At 42.0% G+C, this 21,222-nt stretch carries 19 protein-coding genes; 8 read left to right on the forward strand and 11 right to left on the reverse strand.

Going from position 1 to position 21,222, the window contains the following annotated elements; genetic code table 11:
* Nucleotides 1–183 precede the first annotated feature (183 nt).
* Nucleotides 184–1,104 carry a lipoyl synthase gene (gene lipA / locus RMY00_RS21015; RefSeq protein ID WP_322649389.1) on the forward strand — a complete coding sequence of 307 codons (921 nt, stop codon included), beginning with the start codon at nucleotides 184–186 and terminating at the stop codon, nucleotides 1,102–1,104.
* A gap of 172 nt (nucleotides 1,105–1,276) precedes the next feature.
* Nucleotides 1,277–1,414, forward strand: coding sequence for a photosystem I protein PsaX (locus RMY00_RS21020; RefSeq protein WP_322649390.1), 138 nt, complete (start codon nucleotides 1,277–1,279; stop codon nucleotides 1,412–1,414).
* Between the two features lie 21 nt (nucleotides 1,415–1,435).
* On the opposite strand, the gene RMY00_RS21025 is transcribed toward RMY00_RS21020, so the two are convergent.
* Nucleotides 1,436–2,302: a branched-chain amino acid ABC transporter permease gene (locus RMY00_RS21025; RefSeq protein ID WP_322649391.1), complete on the reverse strand. Its 867-nt coding sequence runs from the start codon at nucleotides 2,300–2,302 to the stop codon at nucleotides 1,436–1,438.
* A gap of 205 nt (nucleotides 2,303–2,507) precedes the next feature.
* Between RMY00_RS21025 and hrmK the strand changes: the two genes are divergently transcribed.
* A complete protein-coding gene (gene hrmK, locus RMY00_RS21030; protein WP_322649392.1) occupies nucleotides 2,508–4,352 on the forward strand; it encodes a hybrid histidine kinase/response regulator HrmK in 1,845 nt (614 codons plus the stop codon).
* Between the two features lie 69 nt (nucleotides 4,353–4,421).
* On the forward strand, nucleotides 4,422–5,249 hold the full coding sequence (larE, locus tag RMY00_RS21035) for an ATP-dependent sacrificial sulfur transferase LarE (protein ID WP_322649437.1): 828 nt from the start codon (nucleotides 4,422–4,424) through the stop codon (nucleotides 5,247–5,249).
* A 31-nt stretch (nucleotides 5,250–5,280) separates the two neighbouring features.
* Here the strand turns inward: larE and RMY00_RS21040 are convergent, their stop codons facing one another.
* Complete coding sequence (locus RMY00_RS21040; RefSeq protein WP_322649393.1) at nucleotides 5,281–5,637, reverse strand: DUF4864 domain-containing protein; 357 nt, start codon at nucleotides 5,635–5,637, stop codon at nucleotides 5,281–5,283.
* A gap of 66 nt (nucleotides 5,638–5,703) precedes the next feature.
* A complete protein-coding gene (locus tag RMY00_RS21045) occupies nucleotides 5,704–6,759 on the reverse strand; it encodes an SGNH/GDSL hydrolase family protein (RefSeq protein ID WP_322649394.1) in 1,056 nt (351 codons plus the stop codon).
* Between the two features lie 909 nt (nucleotides 6,760–7,668).
* Between RMY00_RS21045 and RMY00_RS21050 the strand changes: the two genes are divergently transcribed.
* On the forward strand, nucleotides 7,669–7,881 hold the full coding sequence (locus RMY00_RS21050; protein ID WP_322649395.1) for a hypothetical protein: 213 nt from the start codon (nucleotides 7,669–7,671) through the stop codon (nucleotides 7,879–7,881).
* Between the two features lie 58 nt (nucleotides 7,882–7,939).
* Here RMY00_RS21050 and RMY00_RS21055 read toward each other — a convergent pair whose 3' ends face one another.
* From RMY00_RS21055 to psaA, 7 genes are all read right to left on the reverse strand, one after another.
* Nucleotides 7,940–8,842, reverse strand: coding sequence for a site-specific DNA-methyltransferase (locus RMY00_RS21055; protein WP_322649396.1), 903 nt, complete (start codon nucleotides 8,840–8,842; stop codon nucleotides 7,940–7,942).
* 167 nt (nucleotides 8,843–9,009) lie between these two features.
* A complete protein-coding gene (locus RMY00_RS21060) occupies nucleotides 9,010–9,300 on the reverse strand; it encodes a response regulator (protein WP_322649438.1) in 291 nt (96 codons plus the stop codon).
* Nucleotides 9,301–9,318: 18 nt separating this feature from the next.
* A complete protein-coding gene (locus RMY00_RS21065; RefSeq protein ID WP_322649397.1) occupies nucleotides 9,319–9,960 on the reverse strand; it encodes a HAMP domain-containing sensor histidine kinase in 642 nt (213 codons plus the stop codon).
* 57 nt (nucleotides 9,961–10,017) lie between these two features.
* On the reverse strand, nucleotides 10,018–10,170 hold the full coding sequence (locus tag RMY00_RS21070; protein ID WP_322649439.1) for a histidine kinase dimerization/phospho-acceptor domain-containing protein: 153 nt from the start codon (nucleotides 10,168–10,170) through the stop codon (nucleotides 10,018–10,020).
* Between the two features lie 21 nt (nucleotides 10,171–10,191).
* Nucleotides 10,192–10,533, reverse strand: a complete 342-nt coding sequence (locus tag RMY00_RS21075) for a PAS domain S-box protein (RefSeq protein ID WP_322649398.1) — start codon at nucleotides 10,531–10,533, stop codon at nucleotides 10,192–10,194.
* Nucleotides 10,534–10,815: 282 nt separating this feature from the next.
* Nucleotides 10,816–13,041 (reverse strand): photosystem I core protein PsaB, encoded by a 2,226-nt coding sequence (gene psaB, locus RMY00_RS21080; protein WP_322649399.1) that lies wholly within the window; start codon nucleotides 13,039–13,041, stop codon nucleotides 10,816–10,818.
* Between the two features lie 127 nt (nucleotides 13,042–13,168).
* Complete coding sequence (gene psaA / locus RMY00_RS21085; protein WP_322649400.1) at nucleotides 13,169–15,427, reverse strand: photosystem I core protein PsaA; 2,259 nt, start codon at nucleotides 15,425–15,427, stop codon at nucleotides 13,169–13,171.
* 544 nt (nucleotides 15,428–15,971) lie between these two features.
* Between psaA and RMY00_RS21090 the strand changes: the two genes are divergently transcribed.
* Together RMY00_RS21090 and RMY00_RS21095 are read left to right on the forward strand one after the other, a co-directional pair.
* Nucleotides 15,972–17,633, forward strand: coding sequence for a hypothetical protein (locus tag RMY00_RS21090; protein ID WP_322649440.1), 1,662 nt, complete (start codon nucleotides 15,972–15,974; stop codon nucleotides 17,631–17,633).
* Nucleotides 17,634–17,736: 103 nt separating this feature from the next.
* Complete coding sequence (locus RMY00_RS21095) at nucleotides 17,737–19,539, forward strand: ATP-binding protein (protein WP_322649401.1); 1,803 nt, start codon at nucleotides 17,737–17,739, stop codon at nucleotides 19,537–19,539.
* Here the strand turns inward: RMY00_RS21095 and glsA are convergent.
* Entirely contained in the window at nucleotides 19,516–20,430 is a 915-nt protein-coding gene (gene glsA, locus RMY00_RS21100) for a glutaminase A (RefSeq protein ID WP_322649402.1), read from the reverse strand. The genes RMY00_RS21095 and glsA overlap by 24 nt on opposite strands.
* Nucleotides 20,431–20,690: 260 nt before the next feature.
* On the opposite strand from glsA, the gene RMY00_RS21105 reads away from it, so the two are divergent.
* Complete coding sequence (locus RMY00_RS21105) at nucleotides 20,691–21,200, forward strand: hypothetical protein (protein WP_322649403.1); 510 nt, start codon at nucleotides 20,691–20,693, stop codon at nucleotides 21,198–21,200.
* Nucleotides 21,201–21,222: the final 22 nt, after the last annotated feature.

A 21,222-nucleotide genomic window follows, 5' to 3' on the forward strand; every position in this document is an offset into this window, starting at 1 on the left:
CATCCTCGTGTCTATTCTTATCTATCATTTGTTAATTAACAGACTATCAGCCTATATCCGTATTTTGCTTAGATGTCTATAGGACTCGTATTTGATTTTTACAAAAAATCAGTACACCCCAAAAAGGCTTCTTCCCTATTCCCTAGCTAAACAAATAATTTCAAAATCAAAACGGACTACTATATGATTTCGTCACAACGAGCCGAACTAAAGTCTGAAATTACGGCAATGCCTAGCTGGTTACGTCGTCCTATTGGCAAAGCCAGTGAAATCTCTACCGTACAACGTATTATTAAGCAGCGCCAAATTCACACGATTTGCGAAGAAGGGCGCTGTCCCAACCGGGGCGAGTGTTATGCCCAAAAAACTGCAACTTTTTTACTGATGGGGCCTATTTGTACACGCTCTTGTGCTTTCTGTCAAGTAGATAAAGGTCATGCACCGATGCCTCTTGATTTAGAGGAACCTCAAAAGGTAGCCCAAGCGGTGCAGCTTTTGGGATTGCGTTATGTAGTGCTGACTTCTGTAGCCCGTGATGACTTGCCCGATCAGGGTGCAGGGCACTTTGTGGAGACGATCGCGACTATCCGCCAATTGAACCCAGAGACTCAAATTGAAGTGCTGACCCCTGATTTTTGGGGTGGTGCTGGTGTTGGGGAATCAGGTCAACGCCAGCGAATAGCCATGATTGTAAAAGCCAAACCAGCTTGTTTCAATCACAATATCGAGACAGTAAAACGGTTAACTGGGCCAGTGCGCCGGGGAGCCAAATACGATCGCTCCCTTTCGGTACTAGCTATGGTCAAAGAAATCGATCCGACAATTCCCACCAAATCAGGTTTGATGCTGGGACATGGAGAAACACTTGATGAAGTCGTTGAAGCAATGGCTGATCTAAGGGCTGTGGGGTGCGATCGCTTGACTATGGGGCAGTATATGCGCCCATCTTTAGAACATCTGCCAGTCCAAAAATATTGGACTCCAGAGGAATTCCATCGACTCGGCAGATTAGCATGGGAAATGGGATTCAACCATGTTCGTTCTGGGCCTCTGGTTCGCAGTTCCTATCATGCTGGAGAGGAGGGAGTGGGGAGTTGGGGATGAGGGAGCAGGGGGAGCAGGGGAGGCAGGGGAAGAAATAACCAATGCCCAATGCCTAATTCCCAATTCCCAATGCCCAATTCTTAACTTCACACAAATATTCTTAAAGAATTTGAATATTTGGTACACCAGTTTGGTATTTCTTAAAAAGTCATGACATAAGGAGAATCGCATTATGACTGCTAAAAACAAAGATTTACCAGTTGCCGACAGTGGAGCTAAACCTCCCTACGCCTATCGCACAGGCTGGGCACTGTTCTTGTTAGCTATCAATTTCCTGGTAGCAGCCTGGTATTTCCACATTATTGAATAATTAGAAGTGGAATGGTGCTGCTCAAATCGTTCCTTTGAATAAACCTTTGGGACGAATGAGCAGCACCAAAATCATGATGAACAGTGCTACACCCTGTTTATACTGCGAACCCAGCCAAGGAGTGCTGATTTCCTGGACGATACCAATGATAAAAGCTGCTGCGATCGCACCGTAAGGGTTGCCAATCCCACCAAGAATTACTGAAGCAAATAATGGTAAAATTAAGAACCATCCCATATTCGGTCGAACGGCTGTAATCAATCCATACATACTGCCGCCCAAGGATGTAAGACTGCCAGCAATTACCCAAGTCCATAAAATTACACGGTCAACATTGATACCGGAAACCCTAGCTAAGTCTAGATCGTCAGCAACTGCTCGCATCGCTTTACCAATTTTGGTATTTTGCAGCAGGTAATGCAGTGCCAAAATTGCTAATACCGCCAAACCCAATACCAATAATTGATTTTGCGGCACTTTTAAACCCGCAATGTCTAATGCTGGTGTAACAGGTAAATTATAATTTTGGTTCTTGCCACCCCAGATAAAAATAATGCCGTTGCGAAGAAATAAGGCAAGTCCGATAGAAATAATAATCAGCGTAGTGGAAGTAGCACGGATAAAGCGCATCTTTGACCATAGTAACTTTTCCGATAACAGCATTGCTGCTACAGTTCCCACCGCCGCCAGGATCATTGACAGCCAAATATTGACTCCAATAGTGTTTATCAGCCATGTCAGATAGGCTCCAAGAGTGAGAAAATCACCATGAGCAAAGTTAGATAGCCGTAAAATTCCGTAGGTAAGAGTGAGTCCGACTGCTGCTAGAGCAATAATGCTCCCCACCGCAATCCCATTAACGATTAATTGGGCGAATTGTGTGTCCATAAGCCTTACGTTGCTTTAAAAAATTTTACGTCAGTGGTTCGTATAATAATTTTTTTACAAGAGATGCTAAATTTAACATCATAAGTTATGGTTTATAACAACATAAGTTATGGTTTATAAATAAAAAAGAATTGTCAGTTAATATACATAGAATCCTTTTCGGATTCTTATGCGAAGCTAAACTAGTTCAACGGTCTAGTTGACCATGCAGCAGTACTCAAGCTTACCAGACCATAACTCACAGATAGATGTAAGGCCAAAACCTTTGACAACAATTGAGCAACTTCGCGCCAAGTTATGGCTGGAGAGCAGCTTGAACCAGTTGCAAAGTTGCCTTAGTGATTGCCTACTTTCTGCTTGTAACACTGTCTCACAGGCAGGAGACGCAGAAGCAAAAATTCTCCAAACTGTAGTTCACGAGATTAACAGTGCTGTGAACAGCAGTAATTTGGCGGTTACAGATTGTGCCGTAGGCATTGCTTTGTTTGAACCACAAGCAACTGTTGCCACAGTTTGCTATGTTTCGTCTTCTCTGCCCTCAAACTCACAACCTTTATTTCTAGAATTGCTGACAGCAGAAAAAAAGCTGCTGTTGAGATTACAAGAGGTCATAGAACTCGAAGATTTGCAGCAGCTTGAAAATCAACAACCACCGAGCGCTTGGCGGTTAGCTGATGATTCTGGCAACGTCATGGGTTGGCTAATTATCGCCGCCGCACCCCTAAACTCTGCTCGTGATTCGCTGATAAAATCATTTGCTCAACTCAGATCCCAATTGATGGCAAGGTGTGCCAAGCATTGTACAACAGCCTTGGTACAACTTAGACACATTCTATCTTGGCAGCAACGGCATCAAGAGTTAAATAACTCTAATCAAGAATTGGAGCGCACCAATCAACTCAAAAATCAGTTTTTGGCAAACACCAGCCACGAAATTCGCACACCCCTTAGTTCTATTATTGGGTTCACCGACTTCCTTTTAACCCCAGGATTTGAACCAACTCAAGAACGCCAGCAAGAGTATTTAAATATCATTCGGTCTAGCGGCAAGCACTTGCTAGCTCTGATTAATGATATTTTGGATCTCTCTAAAATTGAAGCAAATCAGATGGAAGTGCAGTGGGAAACTATTGATGTGCCAATGCTATGTAGAAATGTTTTCGCACTGGTGAAAGAGAAAGCTGCTAATAAGGGTTTGAAACTCCGTTTAAAACTTGACCCCAATATCACAACCCTAGTAGCTGACCCCTTGCGGCTCAAGCAAATGCTGTTGAATTTACTCTTCAATGCCCTAAAATTCACCAGCCAAGGAAGTGTTGGCTTAGAGGTTGTTCCCAAAGGTCTATTTGTGTATTTTACAGTTTGGGATACTGGTACTGGCATTTCTCAAGAAGACCAAGCTCAACTGTTTGAACCCTATTTCCAAATTGCCAAGGCTGTCGCTGGTGGTGAAGGTACTGGTTTGGGTTTAGCAGTAACTCAAAAACTCGCCCAAATTCATGGTGGTTCTGTGAAAGTGGAATCTGAAGTAAATTGCGGTTCCCGTTTTACCCTTATACTTCCCTTTAAGCAAGATGAGGGAGCAGGGGAGGCAGGGGAAGCAGAGGAAGCAGGAGAAGAAAAATCCTCCTTATCTCCTTTGCCTTTGACTACTAATTCTTCTGTAGATATTTTGCTGGTCGAAAATGACTTACCCAACGCTCATTTGATGCAAATTTATCTACGTAAATTGGGATATCAGGTGACTTGGGTTAAGAATGCTGCCGAGATGTGGGAAGCTTTACCACAGTTAGACCCAGTGGTGATTTTGATGGATGTTCATCTGGCAGATGGAAATGGTCTTAAGTTGGTACAGCAACTGCGAGAAAATCAGCAATATCGGGCGATTCCGGTAATTGTTCAAACAGCAATGGCAATGAAAGGCGATCGCGAAACTTGTCTAGCATCTGGAGTAAATGACTATATTTCTAAACCAATTGATTTACCACTTTTAGCCAGTCTGATAGCTAAATACAGCAAACCACCAACAACAGGAAAATTAGGGCAGTAGAGTAGCAAAGGGAAATGACTACAATAGAAACTGTTGGGTGCTATAGGGTTTGGGCAGGATTGGGAAATGATGCTGACAGAAAAATTTGAGCAATTAAAAGCCTTATTTCAAGAAATGGAGCAGGCGTTGATTGCCTACTCTGGGGGCGTTGATAGTACTTTGGTTGCCAAAATTGCTTATGATGCGTTGGGCGATCGCGCTTTAGCTGTGACGGCTGTTTCTCCTTCACTTTTACCAGAAGAGTTGGAAGATGCCAAAATTCAAGCCGCAGCTATTGGGATTCCTCATAAAATCGTCCAGACTCACGAGATGGAAAATCCTAATTACACCTCTAACCCGGTTAATCGTTGTTATTTTTGCAAAAGTGAATTGCACGACACTCTCAAACCTTTGGCTTTAGAGTTAGGTTATCCCTACGTGGTGGATGGGGTAAATGCCGATGATTTGCATGATTATCGCCCAGGAATTCAGGCGGCGAAAGAAAGAGGTGCGCGATCGCCTTTAGCAGAAGTTGGTCTTAGCAAGGTTGAAGTTAGACAACTTTCGCAACAACTCGGTTTACCTTGGTGGGATAAACCCGCTCAACCTTGCCTCAGTTCCCGCTTTCCTTATGGTGAAGAGATTACTGTAGCTAAATTACAACGAGTTGGTAGAGCAGAAATTTTCTTAAGAAAGCTAGGTTGGCAGAATTTGCGCGTGCGATCAGAAGGAGATACAGCACGCATTGAATTACTACCAGAACAAATTAAAGAGTTTGTCTTAACTACAGATTTACAAAAAGTGGTTTCTGTATTTCAGGATTTCGGATTTCTTTACGTAACCCTGGATTTAGAAGGTTATCGTAGCGGTAAGTTAAATCAGATTTTGAATCGAGAAGCCTTGGGCGTTAAATTATAATATTTTGGTTGTATGAAGATATAATTTATACTTATTTGTTTTCTACGGAAACTAGAAAGCAACCGTTAATCTTCCAGGTATTATCTGGCTGTTTTTCCATAAAATATAAAGCCCTCAAGGGAACTCCATCAGGAGCTAGTAGTAACACTGGCTGAGTTATGTTTCCCTGAATCGTTGTTATCTTCTCAAAAAAGACAGAACGAGGACGGTATACTGCTGGATAACTTATCTTTACCATTTGGATAAAATATTCTGGGGTTCCAAATTGCGCCTGAATTGCCGGACTAGCGTAAGCAAAAGCACCTTGGGCATCATCTTTTTGAAAAGCTGCCAATTGATGTTCAATTAGAGAACGTATGGTGATGGCATCGTTATCAGTAACTTCCATAAATCTAAAAATTGCGTAGGCGCAGCCCGTCGTAGACATCGCTCCAAGTCTTGGCACGATGATCGCTCATTTCTCACGCTGAGTTAGCTTGTATTCTATCTGTTGTAGTGCCAATCGCCACACATCATAACCCTCTTGAGACAGGTGTAACCCATCTGTGGTCAACTCTGGGCGCAAATTGCCTTCCATATCCGTAAACCAGCTATAAATATTTAGATAATTAGCACCTTCTTGTTTGGCAATCTGGGTTAGTTGTGTGTTGATGTGACGAATGCGGCTATTGGAAAGTTTTGCTAGGCGAGTAGGCAAAATTGATTCGACAATAATTTGAGTTTTTGGGTGAGCCTGCCGTAAGCGACGGACAATTCGGCGATAATTACGCAAAATTGTGTCATCACTAGCGCCTTTTCGTAAGTCGTTAATCCCAGCCATGACGTAAATCACATCCGGCCGTGTTGCCGAAAATGCCCCCAATCTTTTTAAAACGCCACTGGAAGTATCTCCAGATATGCCTTGATTCAGCCATAGTTTACCAGTAGGTAGTTTTTCTCTAGGAAACCACATGCTCAAAGAATCGCCAACTAAGATACTTAGATGATTTGCACCTTGACCTTGAGCGATCGCTCTAGCTTCTAAAGCTAATAAACTTTTCCAGTCATCATAAGTTAATTGACGTTTTTTGATCGACTCCCACAATGATTGCAAATTATCACTATCTACGCGCGTATAAATCTGACCTGTTTTCAGAGCCGCCAATCTTTGGTAGTAAAGTTGATTCCCAGATGTTAATGATAAACCAGTTGCTTGGGAACTGGGGTTGAGTGATGACTCTGTTGGAGCTGGTAATTCCTGACTACTGATTTCTGGTAAACTCTTAATGTTTTTCTCACCTGCTGTTGGTTGCAAACTTTTTAGGGGTTGGAACCCTTGGCCGCTGAGTTCTGGTAAGGAGATATCAACGCTATTGATAATTTTTGCACTGACTATTGCCTGGGAACCCTGTTTTAAATTCCACAAGGGTCTAGAATTTTCTGGCAAGATAATCGACAAATGTGGAAGAGCCAATGCTGGTATTGCTAATACTGTTAACAAGCCTGCTGCCAACAGATAAGGGTCCCTCATTTGCTTTGTCTCTCCTCTACTCACTGCTTTTCCATCTCACAGCATTAGTTGCCTGTATTCAGGAAAATTTTACTTCGGTTAAGTTATTATTCTTATTTAAACTGTATAGTTCTGTAAAGCCTGTTAACGAGATTATATTTGAGAATTCACGATCTCTTTAAATTACGGTTTTCCTGGTGGTATACAAATTTTATTTGTGAGGAGAGTTGTACTGAAAGCCCTATTTTTACAAACCGACTATTTTTTATAACTCAGTTGGTATAAATATTGCAAGTGTTTACAAACTTGGCAATTAGTAGGAGTATCTCAGTCCAAAGGTTTTACCCTTTGCTATTACTAACATAATAAATAACCATTTGATTTCAGATTTAAAAATGTCAGCCAGTTGTGGCGATCGCATGATATTTTACTAGAACTAAAAGGATAGTTTTTCAATTTATCAGATGAAATTGAGTGTTGCAAATACATCAGTTCTCTAATCTAGAATTAGTTTAGATTAAAGATTCAATAGCTAGCATCAGACAAGGATCGATACTTAAATAAGTTTATGACCATTTTAGGTAATTTACAGCACAGTTAGAAGTTATGCCCCTAGACCCTCAAAAAGGTTTGGGATAGCTCTAGAGTTATTTTTAGTACTGTTAGACACTATACCCGTTATTCTGGGATAATAAAAGTTAAATTTATTTTCATTCAAAAGTAGGCTCTTACCTTTAATGCGATAATTAAGATTTTGATATAAATTGTCCAATTGTGGGACAGTACCCTGCACTCAGAAGCTTATTCTCTACATAGCTAATTTAAAATTAATGTTTACTTATTGAAGTATGAGTTGAAACACATTTAAATTAAGTTTTAGCTACAGAAAATAACTTCATGGAAGGTGCTAAGATTTAGGCTTAATCATTAGTGTTTTTCTTTTATTCCGTGGCTAGAGCTAGTACAGCGATTGGTGTGAGTCCCATTATTAAAGAGATTGTGCAAAAACAGGCACATTCAACACGTTTAACCCTGAAAGAAGTGATTCTCATGGGAATGTTAGCAATTGACAAACTAGATGATTCAGGTCGTCAAGAGTTAGCAGACCAAGTTCATCAAATGCAAGTGAATGGAGAAATTTAAGTAGTTATGAGTTGTAGATTTTAACTGTTCAGTCCTAAATATTTACTTAATATCTTCATTAAGTAAAACGATAACGGCTTCCCATTACATAATCCTCGTTAATTTCAAAAGATATCCATCGGCGTTGCAGAGTTTCAGCCACAAACCCGCTTGTGTTAGAACCTGCGAATGGATCTAAAACTATATCACCTTCATCAGTTAAGAATTTGATGAAGAACTCGGCGAATCCTTGAGGAAAACGTGCTGGATGGGGTCTAATTTCTGCTGCTTTACAGCGTCGTAAATAAGCACTATTCGATTCAGTATTAGCAATTTCTAGTAGATTTGGTGGAATTGCACCTTGGTTATCCTTTTGGAATTTATCCGAAATATCATGTCCACTAGGACGTATTTTAGCCTTATAGCCATTTTTGAGTAATTGTTTCATACTTTGGCTATAGGGCTTTAAAACTTTTCTGTTATCTGCTTTAGGATTGGGTGTCTTAGACAACCACCAAACTGTATTTACAGAATCTTTTACACGAATCCGCCTGATTGTTACCCACTCAGCAGGGGTTGGCAGTCGAGCCGGGTTATAGTGGTAAAATTCTTGAGCAAGAAAGAAACCTACTTCCTTACATAATCTGACTAAAAGTTCGTATTGGTAGATACTCCGCACGGGATTACCAGGTAGGTAAGCTCCACCTAAATCTAGTACGAATGAGCCATTATCTGCTAGTACTCTTTTAAATTGATAGGCAAAAGGTAGAAACCACTCGATATATTTTTCAGCAGTTTCGTTACCATATTCTTTTTTTCGTGTCAGAGCAAATGGAGGTGATGTGATAATTAAGTTAATACTATTATCATTAATGAATTCAATAAGTTTAAGGCTATCACCTAAATAGGCTGCTCCGTTCTGTTGGGTATAAGAAGGATTAAAAGTTATTTCTTTTGGTGAAGTTATTGGTTTTTCTTGCAAGATTATAAAGTTATCTGGGCTTTTTAGTTATAACTTATCTTGAGATTGGAAAAATATTTAATTTGAAAAATTATTTTTTTTAAAGCAGACGGAACACAGAGAAAAGCGCAAAGTAACGCAGAGGATATTTTATTTTAGAGTATTGGCTTTTGGGAGTTCAGATGCTATTAGGTTGGCTTTATAAGTTTGGCAATAACTTCTACTAATTGGGCAATATCTACTGGCTTGGGTAAGTGTGCTTGAAACCCTGCTGAGATTGCTTGTTGCTGGTCTAATTTTCCAGCATAAGCTGTCAGTGCGATCGCTGGAATTTGCCCTCCTTGCTCTGGTGGCAAACTTCTAATTTGTTGCAGCAACATATAGCCATCCATATCGGGCATTCCAATATCTAAGACTAATACATCCGGCTGAAAACTCAGCAAAGTTGGAACAACTTCAAATGGCGATCCTACAGCTATTACTTCTGCTCCATACTCTTAAAGGATAAAATCAGCTAATTCCTTAGAATCAACTTCGTCATCTACCACTAAGACTCGGATACCAGTTAAAATTAGGTGATTATCAAACTGTTTAATGTTTGTATTTGTTTGAGTCTGCGTTGCCATTAATGGCAGTCTGACGGTAAAAATACTACCTTGTCCTTCACCAAGGCTTTCTGCCCAGACTTGACCACCATGCAACTCTACCAGATGTTTGACAATTGCCAGCCCCATTCCCAATCCACCAAATTTTCTAGTAGTCTTGCTATCTGCTTGACGGAATTTATCAAACACGTAAGGTAAAAAGTCGTGGCTAATTCCTTGACCTGTGTCCGTGATTTGGATTTCGGCTTGTGTATCAACTTGCTTTAAACGAATTTCTACACGACCGCCAGCAGGTGTGAACTTGATAGCATTAAATAGTAAATTCCAAAATACTTGCTGTAAACGAGTGGAATCTCCCAAAATAAGGCATACATTCGGTGTTAAAACACTGTGCAATTGAATGTTTTTAGCTTGGGCTGTTAACTGAACACTCTCTAGCACTAACGAAATTATAGATACTAAATCTACAGAGTAAATATTCAGGCTGAGTTTACCTTGCAGAATTTGAGAAATATTTAAAAGGTCTTCTATCATCTGAGACAACAATTTTGCATTGCGCTCAATAATGACTACAGCTTCAGCTCTCTTTGACTAATTTAATTGGTGGTTAGTAAGTAGCCTACACCAACCGAGTATAGGATTAAGTGGCGATCGCAACTCATGAGATAAGATACTTAAAAATTCATCTTTGATTCGGTTAGCTGCTTCTGACTCTGCCCGTGCAGCTTGTTCCCGTTGTAGCAGTTGTTCGCGCTCTTGCTCTGTCTACTTACGTGTCGTAATGTCCTCAATGATGCCATCAATTACCGTAATATTATTGTTAGTGGTCAAAGTCTGACTAATCCGCACCCAAATTTCATTGTCATCTGCTCGCTGTAAAAGTACTTCGTGTTCACGTGAATCTCCAGTTTGCTTAAGTTGTTGCAAAAGTTTGGCATAATTTTCTGCCTGAAAATAAGGTGCAAGGGTGTGGCTTTCTGGAATTTTAGTCAAGGAATTTATACCCAGTAGATGTAGAAATGCACCATTACTTTCTAAGAAAACATCATCTTCTGTCAGACGATAAACTCCTAAGTTTAATTGATTAAGCAGGGTTTGAAAGCGCAATTCTAGACCTTGAACTTGACGTTTAGTTGCAGCCCGTGAGATTGTTGAATAGCGATCGCTAATTGTTCTGTGATTTCACAAGCCATCTGCCGATTTTCGCTCGTTTTTTTCCCCTTTAACCTTTACCCTTTTCCCTTTCTTGTAAAAAGCACAAATGCCAAGAGGTCTATGCTTTAAGGTTATTAAAAAAGTAGAAAAATTAATCTAAAGTGAAAATACAAAAAAATCCCCCACCTTGCGGCAGGGGATTTTTATTACTTATCTACAAAACTCGCAGCTCAGTTAACCGAACTTACCAGCAGTAGAAGCAATCAAGAATGCAGCGTAAGTCAAGACATAGCCAACAGTGAAGTGAGCTAGACCAACTACACGACCTTGAACGATTGACAGAGCCACGGGCTTATCTTTCCAGCGAACTAGGTTAGCTAGAGGAGTACGTTCGTGTGCCCAAACAAGGGTTTCAATCAACTCTTGCCAGTAACCTCTCCAGGAGATTAAGAACATGAAGCCAGTAGCCCAAACTAAATGTCCAAACAAGAACATCCAAGCCCAGACAGATAGGTTATTCACGCCGTAAGGGTTGTAACCGTTAATCAACTGAGCAGAGTTAGCCCAAAGGTAATCGCGGAACCAGCCCATGAGATATGTAGAGTTCTCATTGAACTGAGCTACGTTGCCTTGCCAAACACCTAGATGCTTCCAATGCCAGTAGAAAGTAACCCAGCCAAGGGTATTAAGCATCCAGAATGCAGCTAAATAGAAGGAATCCCAAGCTGAGATGTCGCAAGTACCGCCACGACCGGGGCCGTCGCAAGGGAAGGCATAGCCGAAGTCCTTTTTATCGGGCATCAGCTTAGAACCACGGGCATCCAAAGCACCTTTGACCAAGATCAAGGTGGTGGTGTGCAGACCTAAAGCGATCGCATGGTGTACCAAGAAGTCGCCAGGGCCAATTGTCAAGAACAGGGAGTTAGTACCAGCATTGATGGCATCTAACCAGCCTGGCAACCAAACGTTAGCGTAGTTGGGCCATGCTGTGTAAGCAATACTATCTGGGTTAGATAGTAAGGTGTCTAAACCGTACAGTACTTTACCGTTAGCAGCTTGGACGAATTGAGCAAACACTGGCTCAATCAGGATTTGCTTTTCAGGAGTACCGAAAGCAACCACTACATCGTTGTGAACATACAAGCTGAGGGTGTGGAAGCCTAAGAAAAGGGATACCCAGCTAAGGTGGGAGATAATCGCTTCTTTGTGCTTCAACACGCGCTCAAGGACGTTGCCTTTGTTTTGTTCTGGGTCGTAATCACGTACCCAGAATATTGCTCCGTGAGCAAAAGCACCAAGCATCAGGAATCCAGCAATATACTGGTGATGCGTGTACAACGCTGCCTGGGTTGTGTAATCCTTCGCAATAAATGCGTAGGAAGGCATGGAGTACATGTGCTGCGCTACCAGGGAAGTGACAACACCTAACGCTGCTAAGTGCCATCCCAATTGGAAGTGCAGGGAGTTGTTATAGGTGTCGTAAATACCTTGGTGAGGTAGGTTAAACGGCCCTTCAACAGGAATACCGAAGAAATTCTTGGCATTCAAGGCTTCTTTGAGACTGTGACCAATCCCAAAGTTTGTCCGGTACATGTGACCAGCAACGATGAATAGAACTGCGATCGCTAGATGGTGATGAGCTATGTCAGTCAGCCACAAAGCTTCTGTCTGGGGATGGAAACCACCCAAGAAACTCAGAATTGCAGTTCCTGCACCTTGCGATGTCCCGAATATATGTCCAGGAGTATCAGGGTTTTGAGAGTAAACACCCCAGTTGCCTGTAAAGAATGGTGTCAAACCTGCTGGGTGGGGTGGGGTATTCAGGAAGTTATCCCAACCTACGTGCTGTCCGCGAGCTTCGGGGATAGCAACGTGAATTAAGTGACCAGCCCAAGCCAAAGAACTAACACCAAACAAACCTGCTAAGTGGTGGTTTAGGCGATGTTCCGCACTCTTAAACCATGCCAAGCTAGGACGGTACTTGGGCTGCAAGTGCAGCCAGCCAGCAAATAGCAATACAGCAGCGAATAATAGCAAGAAAACTGAACCGTTGTACAATTCGCTGTTATTCCGCATACCGATGGTATACCACCAGTGGTAGAGACCAGAGTAGGTAATGTTTACCGGATTGCTAGCGCCAGCTTGAGTAAAAGCTTCGATCGCTGGTTTACCAAAGTGAGGGTCCCAAATCGCGTGGGCGATGGGACGGATATGAAGGGGATCTTTAATCCACTGTTCAAAGTTACCTTGCCAGGCTACGTGGAACAGGAGGCTGGATGCCCACAGGAAGATGATTGCCAAGTGACCGAAGTGAGTTGCGAAAATCTTTTGGTAAAGATTTTCTTCCGTCATGCCATCATGGGTTTCAAAATCGTTGCCTGTAGCGATCGCATACCATATCCGACGAGTCGTCGGGTCCTGTGCGAGATCCTGGCTAAATTTCGGAAATTTCGTCGCCATAGGTTTAATAAATCCTCTGACCTTTAGCCATCAAATACCAGCCTCTAGAGTCCTGAGTTTTGAGTTCTAAGTTCCGAGTTTTTTCTCAGCACTTAGCACTCAGCACTCAGCACTCCATAACTGATTGCTACCCTACTGAAAGGATGTGTGCATGGAAGAACGCCCAAGTTGTGGCAATTCCTCCTAAGAGGTAGTGAGCTACCCCTACAGCCCGACCCTGAATAATGCTCAAAGCGCGAGGCTGAATGGATGGTGCTACCTTCAGTTTGTTATGCGCCCAAACAATGGACTCAATCAGTTCTTGCCAGTAGCCGCGACCACTGAACAGGAACATCAAGCTGAATGCCCAAACAAAGTGAGCGCCTAAGAACATGAGTCCATAAGCAGATAGCGCACTGCCGTATGAGTTGATGACTTGCGTAGCTTGCGCCCACAAGAAGTCTCGCAACCAACCGTTGATGGTGATGGCGCTTTGGGCAAAGTTACCACCGGTGATGTGAGTCACAGCACCATCTGCATCTACGGTTCCCCAGACATCTGATTGCATCTTCCAGCTGAAGTGGAAAATTGCAATGGATATTGTGTTGTACATCCAGAATAGTCCGAGGAACACATGGTCCCAACCAGATACTTGACAAGTACCGCCACGACCAGGACCATCGCAGGGGAAGCGGAAGCCCAAGTTTGCTTTGTCTGGAATCAGACGAGAGCTACGGGCAAACAGTACACCTTTGAGCAGAATTAGGACAGTAACGTGGATTTGGAATGCGTGAATATGGTGGATTAAGAAGTCCGCCGTACCCAAAGCAATGGGCATCATCGCAACTTTACCGCCTACAGCCAAAATCCCACCGCCGAAAGCATAGCTAACGGGTTCTAGCGCATTGGGAGCAGTGCCACCAGGAGCTAGGGTGTGGATATTTTGTACCCACTGGGCAAACACTGGCTGCAACTGTATTGCCGTATCAGAGAACATGTCTTGGGGACGTCCCAAGGCACGCATTGTATCGTTGTGAATGTAAAGTCCAAAGCTATGGAAGCCGAGGAAGATACACACCCAGTTAAGGTGAGAAATAATCGCATCTCGGTGACGAAGCACCCGATCCAGCAAGTTGTTTTGGTTCACAACTGGATCGTAATCCCGCACCATGAATATGGCAGCGTGAGCCGCACCGCCGACTATGCAGAATGCACCAATCCACATGTGGTGGGTGAAAATGCACAACTGTGTAGCATAATCAGTTGCCAAATATGGATAAGGGGGCATCGCGTACATGTGATGCGCGATGATGATGGTCAGCGAACCCAAGAAAGCTAGGTTAGTAGCCAACTGAGCGTGCCAGGATGAGGTCAGGTTTTCGTAGAGACCTTTGTGACCTTCACCGGTGAAAGGCCCTTTATGGTTTTCCAGAATCTCTTTAATGCTGTGACCAATACCCCAGTTGGTACGGTACTGGTGACCAGCAATGATAAAGATAACTGCGATCGCTAAGTGGTGATGAGCAATGTCAGTCATCCACAAGCCGCCTGTTACTGGGTTTAGACCGCCCTTGAAGGTGAGGAAGTCAGCATACTGACCCCAGTTCAAGGTGAAGAAAGGTGCTAAACCAGCAGCAAAGCTGGGATACAGCTCGGTCAACAAGTCTTTGTTCAATATGAACTCGTGGGGCAAGGGTATGTCTTTGAGAGCAACGCCTGCATCCAAAAGCTTGTTGGTCGGTGCGGATACGTGAATTATGTGACCTGCCCATCCCAAGGAACCACAACCTAGCAATATTTGCAGGTGGTGATTCAGCATTGACTCCACATTCTGGAACCATTCCAGTTTAGGAGCGCGTTTGTGGTAATGGAACCAGCCGGCAAATAATAACAAGCCTGCTAATACCAAGCCACCAATCGCAGTGCAGTAAAGCTGGAAGGAGTTTGTGATACCCCAGCCACGCCATACTTGGAATAAACCAGAGGTGATTTGAATACCGTGGAAACCACCGCCAACATCACCGTTTAAAATGTCTTGTCCAACAATGGGCCAAACGACTTGAGCACTTGGTCTAACGTTCAACGGGTCGCTTAACCAAGCTTCGTAGTTAGAAAACTTCGCGCCGTGGAAAATCATCCCGCTCAACCAAACCATTATTACGGCTAAGTGGCCGAAGTGGGCTGAGAATATCTTGCGGGATATATCTTCTAAATCGCTTGTATGTGTATCAAAATCATGGGCGAGTGCGTGCAGGTTCCAAATCCATGTGGTGGTTTTGGGGCCTCTGGCTAAGGATCTGTCGAAGTGTCCAGGTTGCGCCCATTTCTCGAATGAGGTTGGAACTGGGTCATTATCGACGATTACTCTTGCCTTTTTTTCCTCTCGCTCCGGAGGACTTATTGTCATTCGACCTCCTCTCTAGATAAGGAATGAGGAATCATGAATACCACAAAATTAACCATTACCGCAAAATCCAGAATTTTACTGAAGCTGCGATGAAGACCGATGTGGATTGTTGTTTCTCGTTGAATTATAGAGTCTTCACTTGTACTTTGTTGGAGATAGTTGGAGATATTTTAACAATAATTCAAACTTGCGGAAATATTGCTGGAATTCCTGCCTTAACTGCCTTTTAACTTCAAAGCCTTTGTCCAAAAGTCAATAGATTATCTATTTAATTTACAAAGAATAACAATTTGCAAATTTTATAGTTTGGCTGTATGAGGCGGTGTTTCAGCTTTGGCTGCTATTACTCATGAACATTTGTATCATATTTCCATTGTTGCAAGTAAAAAGCTGTAAAGAATATGACTCATTTGATAATTTCCTGAGATACACAAGAAAATTATGAGATTTGAGGCAGATTTCATCTTTTGGGCTATAGTTCCAGATGGACAGTTTGAGCCAAAATAATCTGTCAATTGTCGAAGACTATCACTGGGTGCAACGCATGAACTCGTGGCAGAAAAGGGTGTTAGAAAAACTCCTCCCTGAGAGGTTCCCCATTTTCAAGTGGGTAATGACATTGTTGCTGGTATTAAGCTTGACCAGTTGTGGCGATAAAATCAGTAGCCAAGAAGTATCTACTGACTATAGAGATAACCCTCCAGAGATTTCTCAAATTTCAAAGCAATTTTCGGAAGTTTCCCCACCATCTGTTATCCAAGAACTGCGGACAATTTTGGAAGTTTATCAGCCACAAGTGACAATTGTTACTCCACAAGCTGATGAAGTTCTCCAAGACAACAAAGCCACAGCCAGTTTTCAGGTTAAGGATCTACCAATATTTAAAGACCCACAATTACAACTAGGGCCCCATCTACACGTAATTCTGGATAACCAACCTTATATTCCTGTTTACGATCTGAATCAGCCCTTGGTTTTGCCAGACTTGTCTCCAGGTACTCATACCTTGCGCGTTTTTGCCTCCCGCCCTTGGCATGAAAGCTTTAAGAATGAAGGCGCTTATGCTCAAACAACATTTCACGTCTTCACCAAAACCGACGACAACAACCCAGATCCCAAGTTACCTCTGCTAACTTACAGCCGCCCTCAAAGTAGCTACAAAGCAGAACCAATCTTACTGGACTTTTACCTAACTAACGCTCCCCTGCACCTCGTTGGCAAAGAAAATCCTAACGACCAATTCAGTGATTGGCGCATCCGCACCACAATTAATGGTGAAAGCTTTATTTTTGATCGCTGGCAAGCAGTTTATCTTAAAGGCTTCCATCCAGGAAAAAACTGGATAAAACTAGAATTTCTTGATAATCAGGGAAATACTGTCAAAAATGCCTTTAATACCACAGTTAGATTGATTGACTACCAGCCAAAGGGTAAAGACACTTTGTCAAGAATTGTCAGAGGAGAAGTTACAGCAGATGAGGTGCGCGGCATTGTAGATCCAAATTATAGATTCACGCCTACACCGTCCGTTGAAAAAACACCCGAAATACAACCGAAGGTAGACAAACAGCCGATTCCCGAAACTGAAACTCCCAAAGAATCTGAAACAGAGCCAAACAAGCCAGAACAACCAAAATTGGAAGTTCCAACGGTACCATCTCCCACCTTATCCCCAACATCGCCAGAAATAATTACGCCAACATTAGAACCTCAGCCAGAGGTAACACCAACTCCTGAATCAACGCCGTTACCTGAAAAAGTTGTACCTCAGCCAACAAAATCTAGATTTGGCGGATTTTTCAACCGTCGGGCTGGTAAAGTCCCCACCCCAAAAGCACCAGTTGAGACACTTCCTAGTTTGCCACCGACGCTACCAGAGATTATCGAGTCTCCTGCACCAGAAATAATTACGCCAACACCAGAACCACCGCCAGAGGTAACACCAACTCCTGAATCAACGCCGTTACCTGAAAAAGTTGTACCTCAGCCAACAAAATCTAGATTTGGCGGATTTTTCAACCGTCGGGCTGGTAAAGTCCCCACCCCAAAAGCACCAGTTGAGACACTTCCTAGTTTGCCACCGACGCTACCAGAGATTATCGAGTCTCCTGCACCAGAAATAATTACACCAACACCAGAACCACAGTCAGAGGTAACACCAACTCCTAAATCAACGCCGTTACCTGAAAAAATAGAAGTGAAATAACTCGTTTACTGTTGGGAGCAAAAAGTTGCAAAATTTTTAATTCCGCAGAACAACTAGGGAATTCTAAGTAAGGCTTGGTTTTTATTGCTTACTCAGGATTACTATGGCTTCCCAGAATCATGGTTCAAATTTTCAGGCAGTTTCCGGCGATATTCCTGTTTTACAATCGAATCGAAAAGGGTGGTTTTCACGGCTGACGAATAGTTTGAGTGTTGGGAACAAAATTAAATCCGGCTATGCTCTTGCTCTCAGTGTTGGAATTTTAGGAACCACAATTGGATTAATCCTTGGAGACCAGTATCAAGAAAAGGCGTTGCAGAAGCAACAAAACGCTTTTAAGGAACTCAATTTGCTTCATCGCCTCCAGACAGGTATCCTCCAGACACGGACTCATCAACAGCAACTCATCCCATTAGTGCCATATCCAAAGTTGTATACAGAGGAATACAGCCACATTACTAATGTCCATGCACCAGAAATTGAGCAAGTCTGGTCTGAACTCCAAAAATATACAAAAAGTGCTGATTATACAGGTCAAAATACTGAGAATATTCCCCTGTTTTTGCGAACCTATGATGGTCTACCACAAACTTATATTCAACAACTTGAGGAATTATTTCAGCAACTTGATCTATCGCTTTTAAATGAAAAGAAAATTGCGATCGCCCAACAACGATTGTTAAAGTTTACCAACAGTGAATTAGCACTCAAGTTTGACGAGATATCTGATGAATTGGTTACTGTTATTAAAGCTTCCTATGAGGAATCAGTAGCAGCGACAGCTGCGTTCAAGAAAGCAGCGCAAATGCGGATTTATATTATTGCTGCCAGTATACTGTTGTCAGTGCTAGTTGCTACTATTTTAGCTTTATTAACAAGTCGAACTATTACTTATCCGGTCAAAGTGCTGACGAGTATGGCGCAGCAAGTCACTAAAGAATCTAACTTTGACCTGCAAGCACCTGTCATCACCACAGATGAAATTGGCATACTTGCTATTGCATTTAACCAAGTTTTACATAGAGTTAAATGCTTATTGGAAGAACAGCAAGCAGCAGCTTTTCGTCAACAGCAAATGCAAGAAGCCCAATTGCTTCAAAGTGAGAAAATGTCTAGCTTAGGACGAATGGTAGCTGGTATTGCCCATGAAATTAATAATCCGGTAAATTTTATCTATGGTAATTTAGATCCTGCTATTCAATATGTAGACGATTTATTAGAATTGCTAAAAATCTATCGCCAAGAAGTGCCTAATCCATCTTTGGCGGTGCAAGCCTACGCTACCGAAATTGATGCAGAATTTTTAGAAAAAGATTTACCCAAACTTTTGCAGTCGATGAAGTTTGGTGCCGATCGCGTGCAACAAATTGTCTTAAGTTTGAAAAACTTCTCTCGCCTGGATGAAGCAAAAGCACATCCGGTTAATCTACATGAATGCCTAGATAGTACGCTACTCATCCTCAATAACCGAATTAAAAAAGGCATTAAAATTGAGCGCTTGTACGGTGAGATTCCTAGCATTGAAGGTTTTTCTAGTTCGCTTTATCAAGTGTTTATGAATATTATCAATAATGCACTTGATGCATTGGAGGAACAGCACAATCCTCAAGACAAACCACAAATTACGATCGCTACTGAACTTAAAAATAAAAACTGGGTAGTTGTTCGCATTGCTGATAATGGTTCTGGTATTCCCTCTGATGTTCAAGGAAAAATTTTTGAGACGTTTTTCACTACTAAGGCTAGAGGTGTTGGCACTGGTATGGGACTTTCGATTAGCCGTCAGATTGTAGTCGAGAAACACGGAGGACAACTAATGTGTAAGTCTGAGGTGGGTAGTGGTACTGAATTCATCATTTGTCTTCCAGTTCAAAAGCAGCATTTACCCGAAAATGCTCAACTCTAATTTTTGCGATAATGCCTCAATAAAAGCAAGCCCTACTACCGGATTTCCTACTGTATCTAAGGTGGGACTGTAGCAAGCGATCGCTCCCTCACCTGGTACTATTGCTATAAGTCCACCACCAATCCCTGATTTCATTGGTAGACCAATCCTGACTGCAAACTCCGCAGAAGCTTCATATAATCCACAAGTTAACATTATTGCATTGACAATTCGGCGGTTTTTTGATAAAAGGGAGCCATTATCAAAAGCTAAGAGTTTTCCTAACAGGGCTAAATCTTCAACTTGCCCAGAAATGCAGCATATTTGCTCGTATGTGTCAAGTGCTGTTTCAATATTGTTAAGATAACCCGCTTCGGCAAGATAATTAGCGATCGCTTCATTGGCTGTTGAATGGGTTAATCGCACTGAAGCCAGCATCGCCTCATCCAAAGATAGTTGGCAACCCGCTAATTGGTTGAGCCAGTGACAAAATAAAAGAGTGCGAACGCTTGCGTCCTTTCCAGGTAATTTATCAGCGAGGGTAATTGCTCCACTATTAATCATCGGATTGCGGGGGTATCCACGATCGGCAATTAGTTGTTCTAAAGAATTAAAGGGTGCATCCGATGGTTCCATCCCAACCCATCTAAAAACCGTTTCTGCACCAAAATTTTCTAGCAGATAAAGTAAGGAAAATGTCTTAATAACGCTCATTAGCGGGAAAACACAAGCTGTATCGCCAAAGGTGATATTTTTTCCAGATTTGCAGTAAATATGAACTGCAAACCAACTAGGATTAGCTAAAGCCAATTGCGGAATGCGATCGGGAACTCGTCCCTGTTGAGCTTGGGTTTTAGCTAGTTGCACCCAGGCTGATAATTCCGTAGTACTTAGTTTGTCAAATCTTATCAAAGTGTAAATTTTCTAAAAGTTCATTTATTAAATAGTAATTAACAGTATACCCTGATGTTTATAAAGGCTTTTTAATAGCGTAGAAACACCAAGAATAACATTTATAATTAGCAATAATCTCTTGGTCGTTGTTGTGAGCCTTAAAACTCAATAGTTTTCGTCTTTGCACTATTTTGCAAGGACTATATAATTGTGCGACTTTAGAAATATTGTATCTCAACACTGTTTACAAATAATATAACTTTATTGGAGGTAGGTTTATGAAATTATCTACACTGTCTAAAATTCTAGGTTTAACAACAGCATTTGCAATTTCATTACAAGCTACATTGCTTATTCAACAAAACAAGGCTCTAGCGGGTGCTGGTACATCTACTCTTAATACAGGCGAATACTTATTCCCTGGTCAATACTTGATTTCACCAAATGGACAATTTAAAGCCGTACAGCAATCAGATAGAAACTTTGTTCTTTATAATTCATCTGGCACTCCTGTGTGGTCATCAAACACTTTTGGCGCAGCAGATAGCTACATCGTCATGCAATACGACTGCAATTTAGTCATTTATCGATCTAATTCACTCCCCATCTGGTCAAGTTTTACTGCACCTGCTTCTAGTTGTCGTCTTGTAGTTCAAGATGATGGAAACTTAGTAATTTATAGAGGTGATAATGTTCCTGTTTGGGCAAAGGGTGCAATATTAATAGAGATTGAACCAGGAGAAACGCTAAATCTTAATAATTTACTAAATGGTATTCGTTTGCCCTGATATTGGAAAGCGAAAGATAAGC

Origin of the sequence: Nostoc sp. ChiVER01 (assembly GCF_034531155.1) — a bacterium.
GTDB lineage: Bacteria > Cyanobacteriota > Cyanobacteriia > Cyanobacteriales > Nostocaceae > Nostoc.

Coding starts and splice junctions, on each gene's coding strand:
- lipA (WP_322649389.1), top strand. CDS start 184: ATGATTTCGTCACAACGAGCCGAACTAAAGTCTGAAATTACGGCAATG.
- RMY00_RS21020 (WP_322649390.1), top strand. CDS start 1,277: ATGACTGCTAAAAACAAAGATTTACCAGTTGCCGACAGTGGAGCTAAA.
- RMY00_RS21025 (WP_322649391.1), bottom strand. CDS start 2,302: ATGGACACACAATTCGCCCAATTAATCGTTAATGGGATTGCGGTGGGG.
- hrmK (WP_322649392.1), top strand. CDS start 2,508: ATGCAGCAGTACTCAAGCTTACCAGACCATAACTCACAGATAGATGTA.
- larE (WP_322649437.1), top strand. CDS start 4,422: ATGCTGACAGAAAAATTTGAGCAATTAAAAGCCTTATTTCAAGAAATG.
- RMY00_RS21040 (WP_322649393.1), bottom strand. CDS start 5,637: ATGGAAGTTACTGATAACGATGCCATCACCATACGTTCTCTAATTGAA.
- RMY00_RS21045 (WP_322649394.1), bottom strand. CDS start 6,759: ATGAGGGACCCTTATCTGTTGGCAGCAGGCTTGTTAACAGTATTAGCA.
- RMY00_RS21065 (WP_322649397.1), bottom strand. CDS start 9,960: ATGATAGAAGACCTTTTAAATATTTCTCAAATTCTGCAAGGTAAACTC.
- psaB (WP_322649399.1), bottom strand. CDS start 13,041: ATGGCGACGAAATTTCCGAAATTTAGCCAGGATCTCGCACAGGACCCG.
- psaA (WP_322649400.1), bottom strand. CDS start 15,427: ATGACAATAAGTCCTCCGGAGCGAGAGGAAAAAAAGGCAAGAGTAATC.
- RMY00_RS21090 (WP_322649440.1), top strand. CDS start 15,972: ATGAACTCGTGGCAGAAAAGGGTGTTAGAAAAACTCCTCCCTGAGAGG.
- RMY00_RS21095 (WP_322649401.1), top strand. CDS start 17,737: ATGGCTTCCCAGAATCATGGTTCAAATTTTCAGGCAGTTTCCGGCGAT.
- RMY00_RS21105 (WP_322649403.1), top strand. CDS start 20,691: ATGAAATTATCTACACTGTCTAAAATTCTAGGTTTAACAACAGCATTT.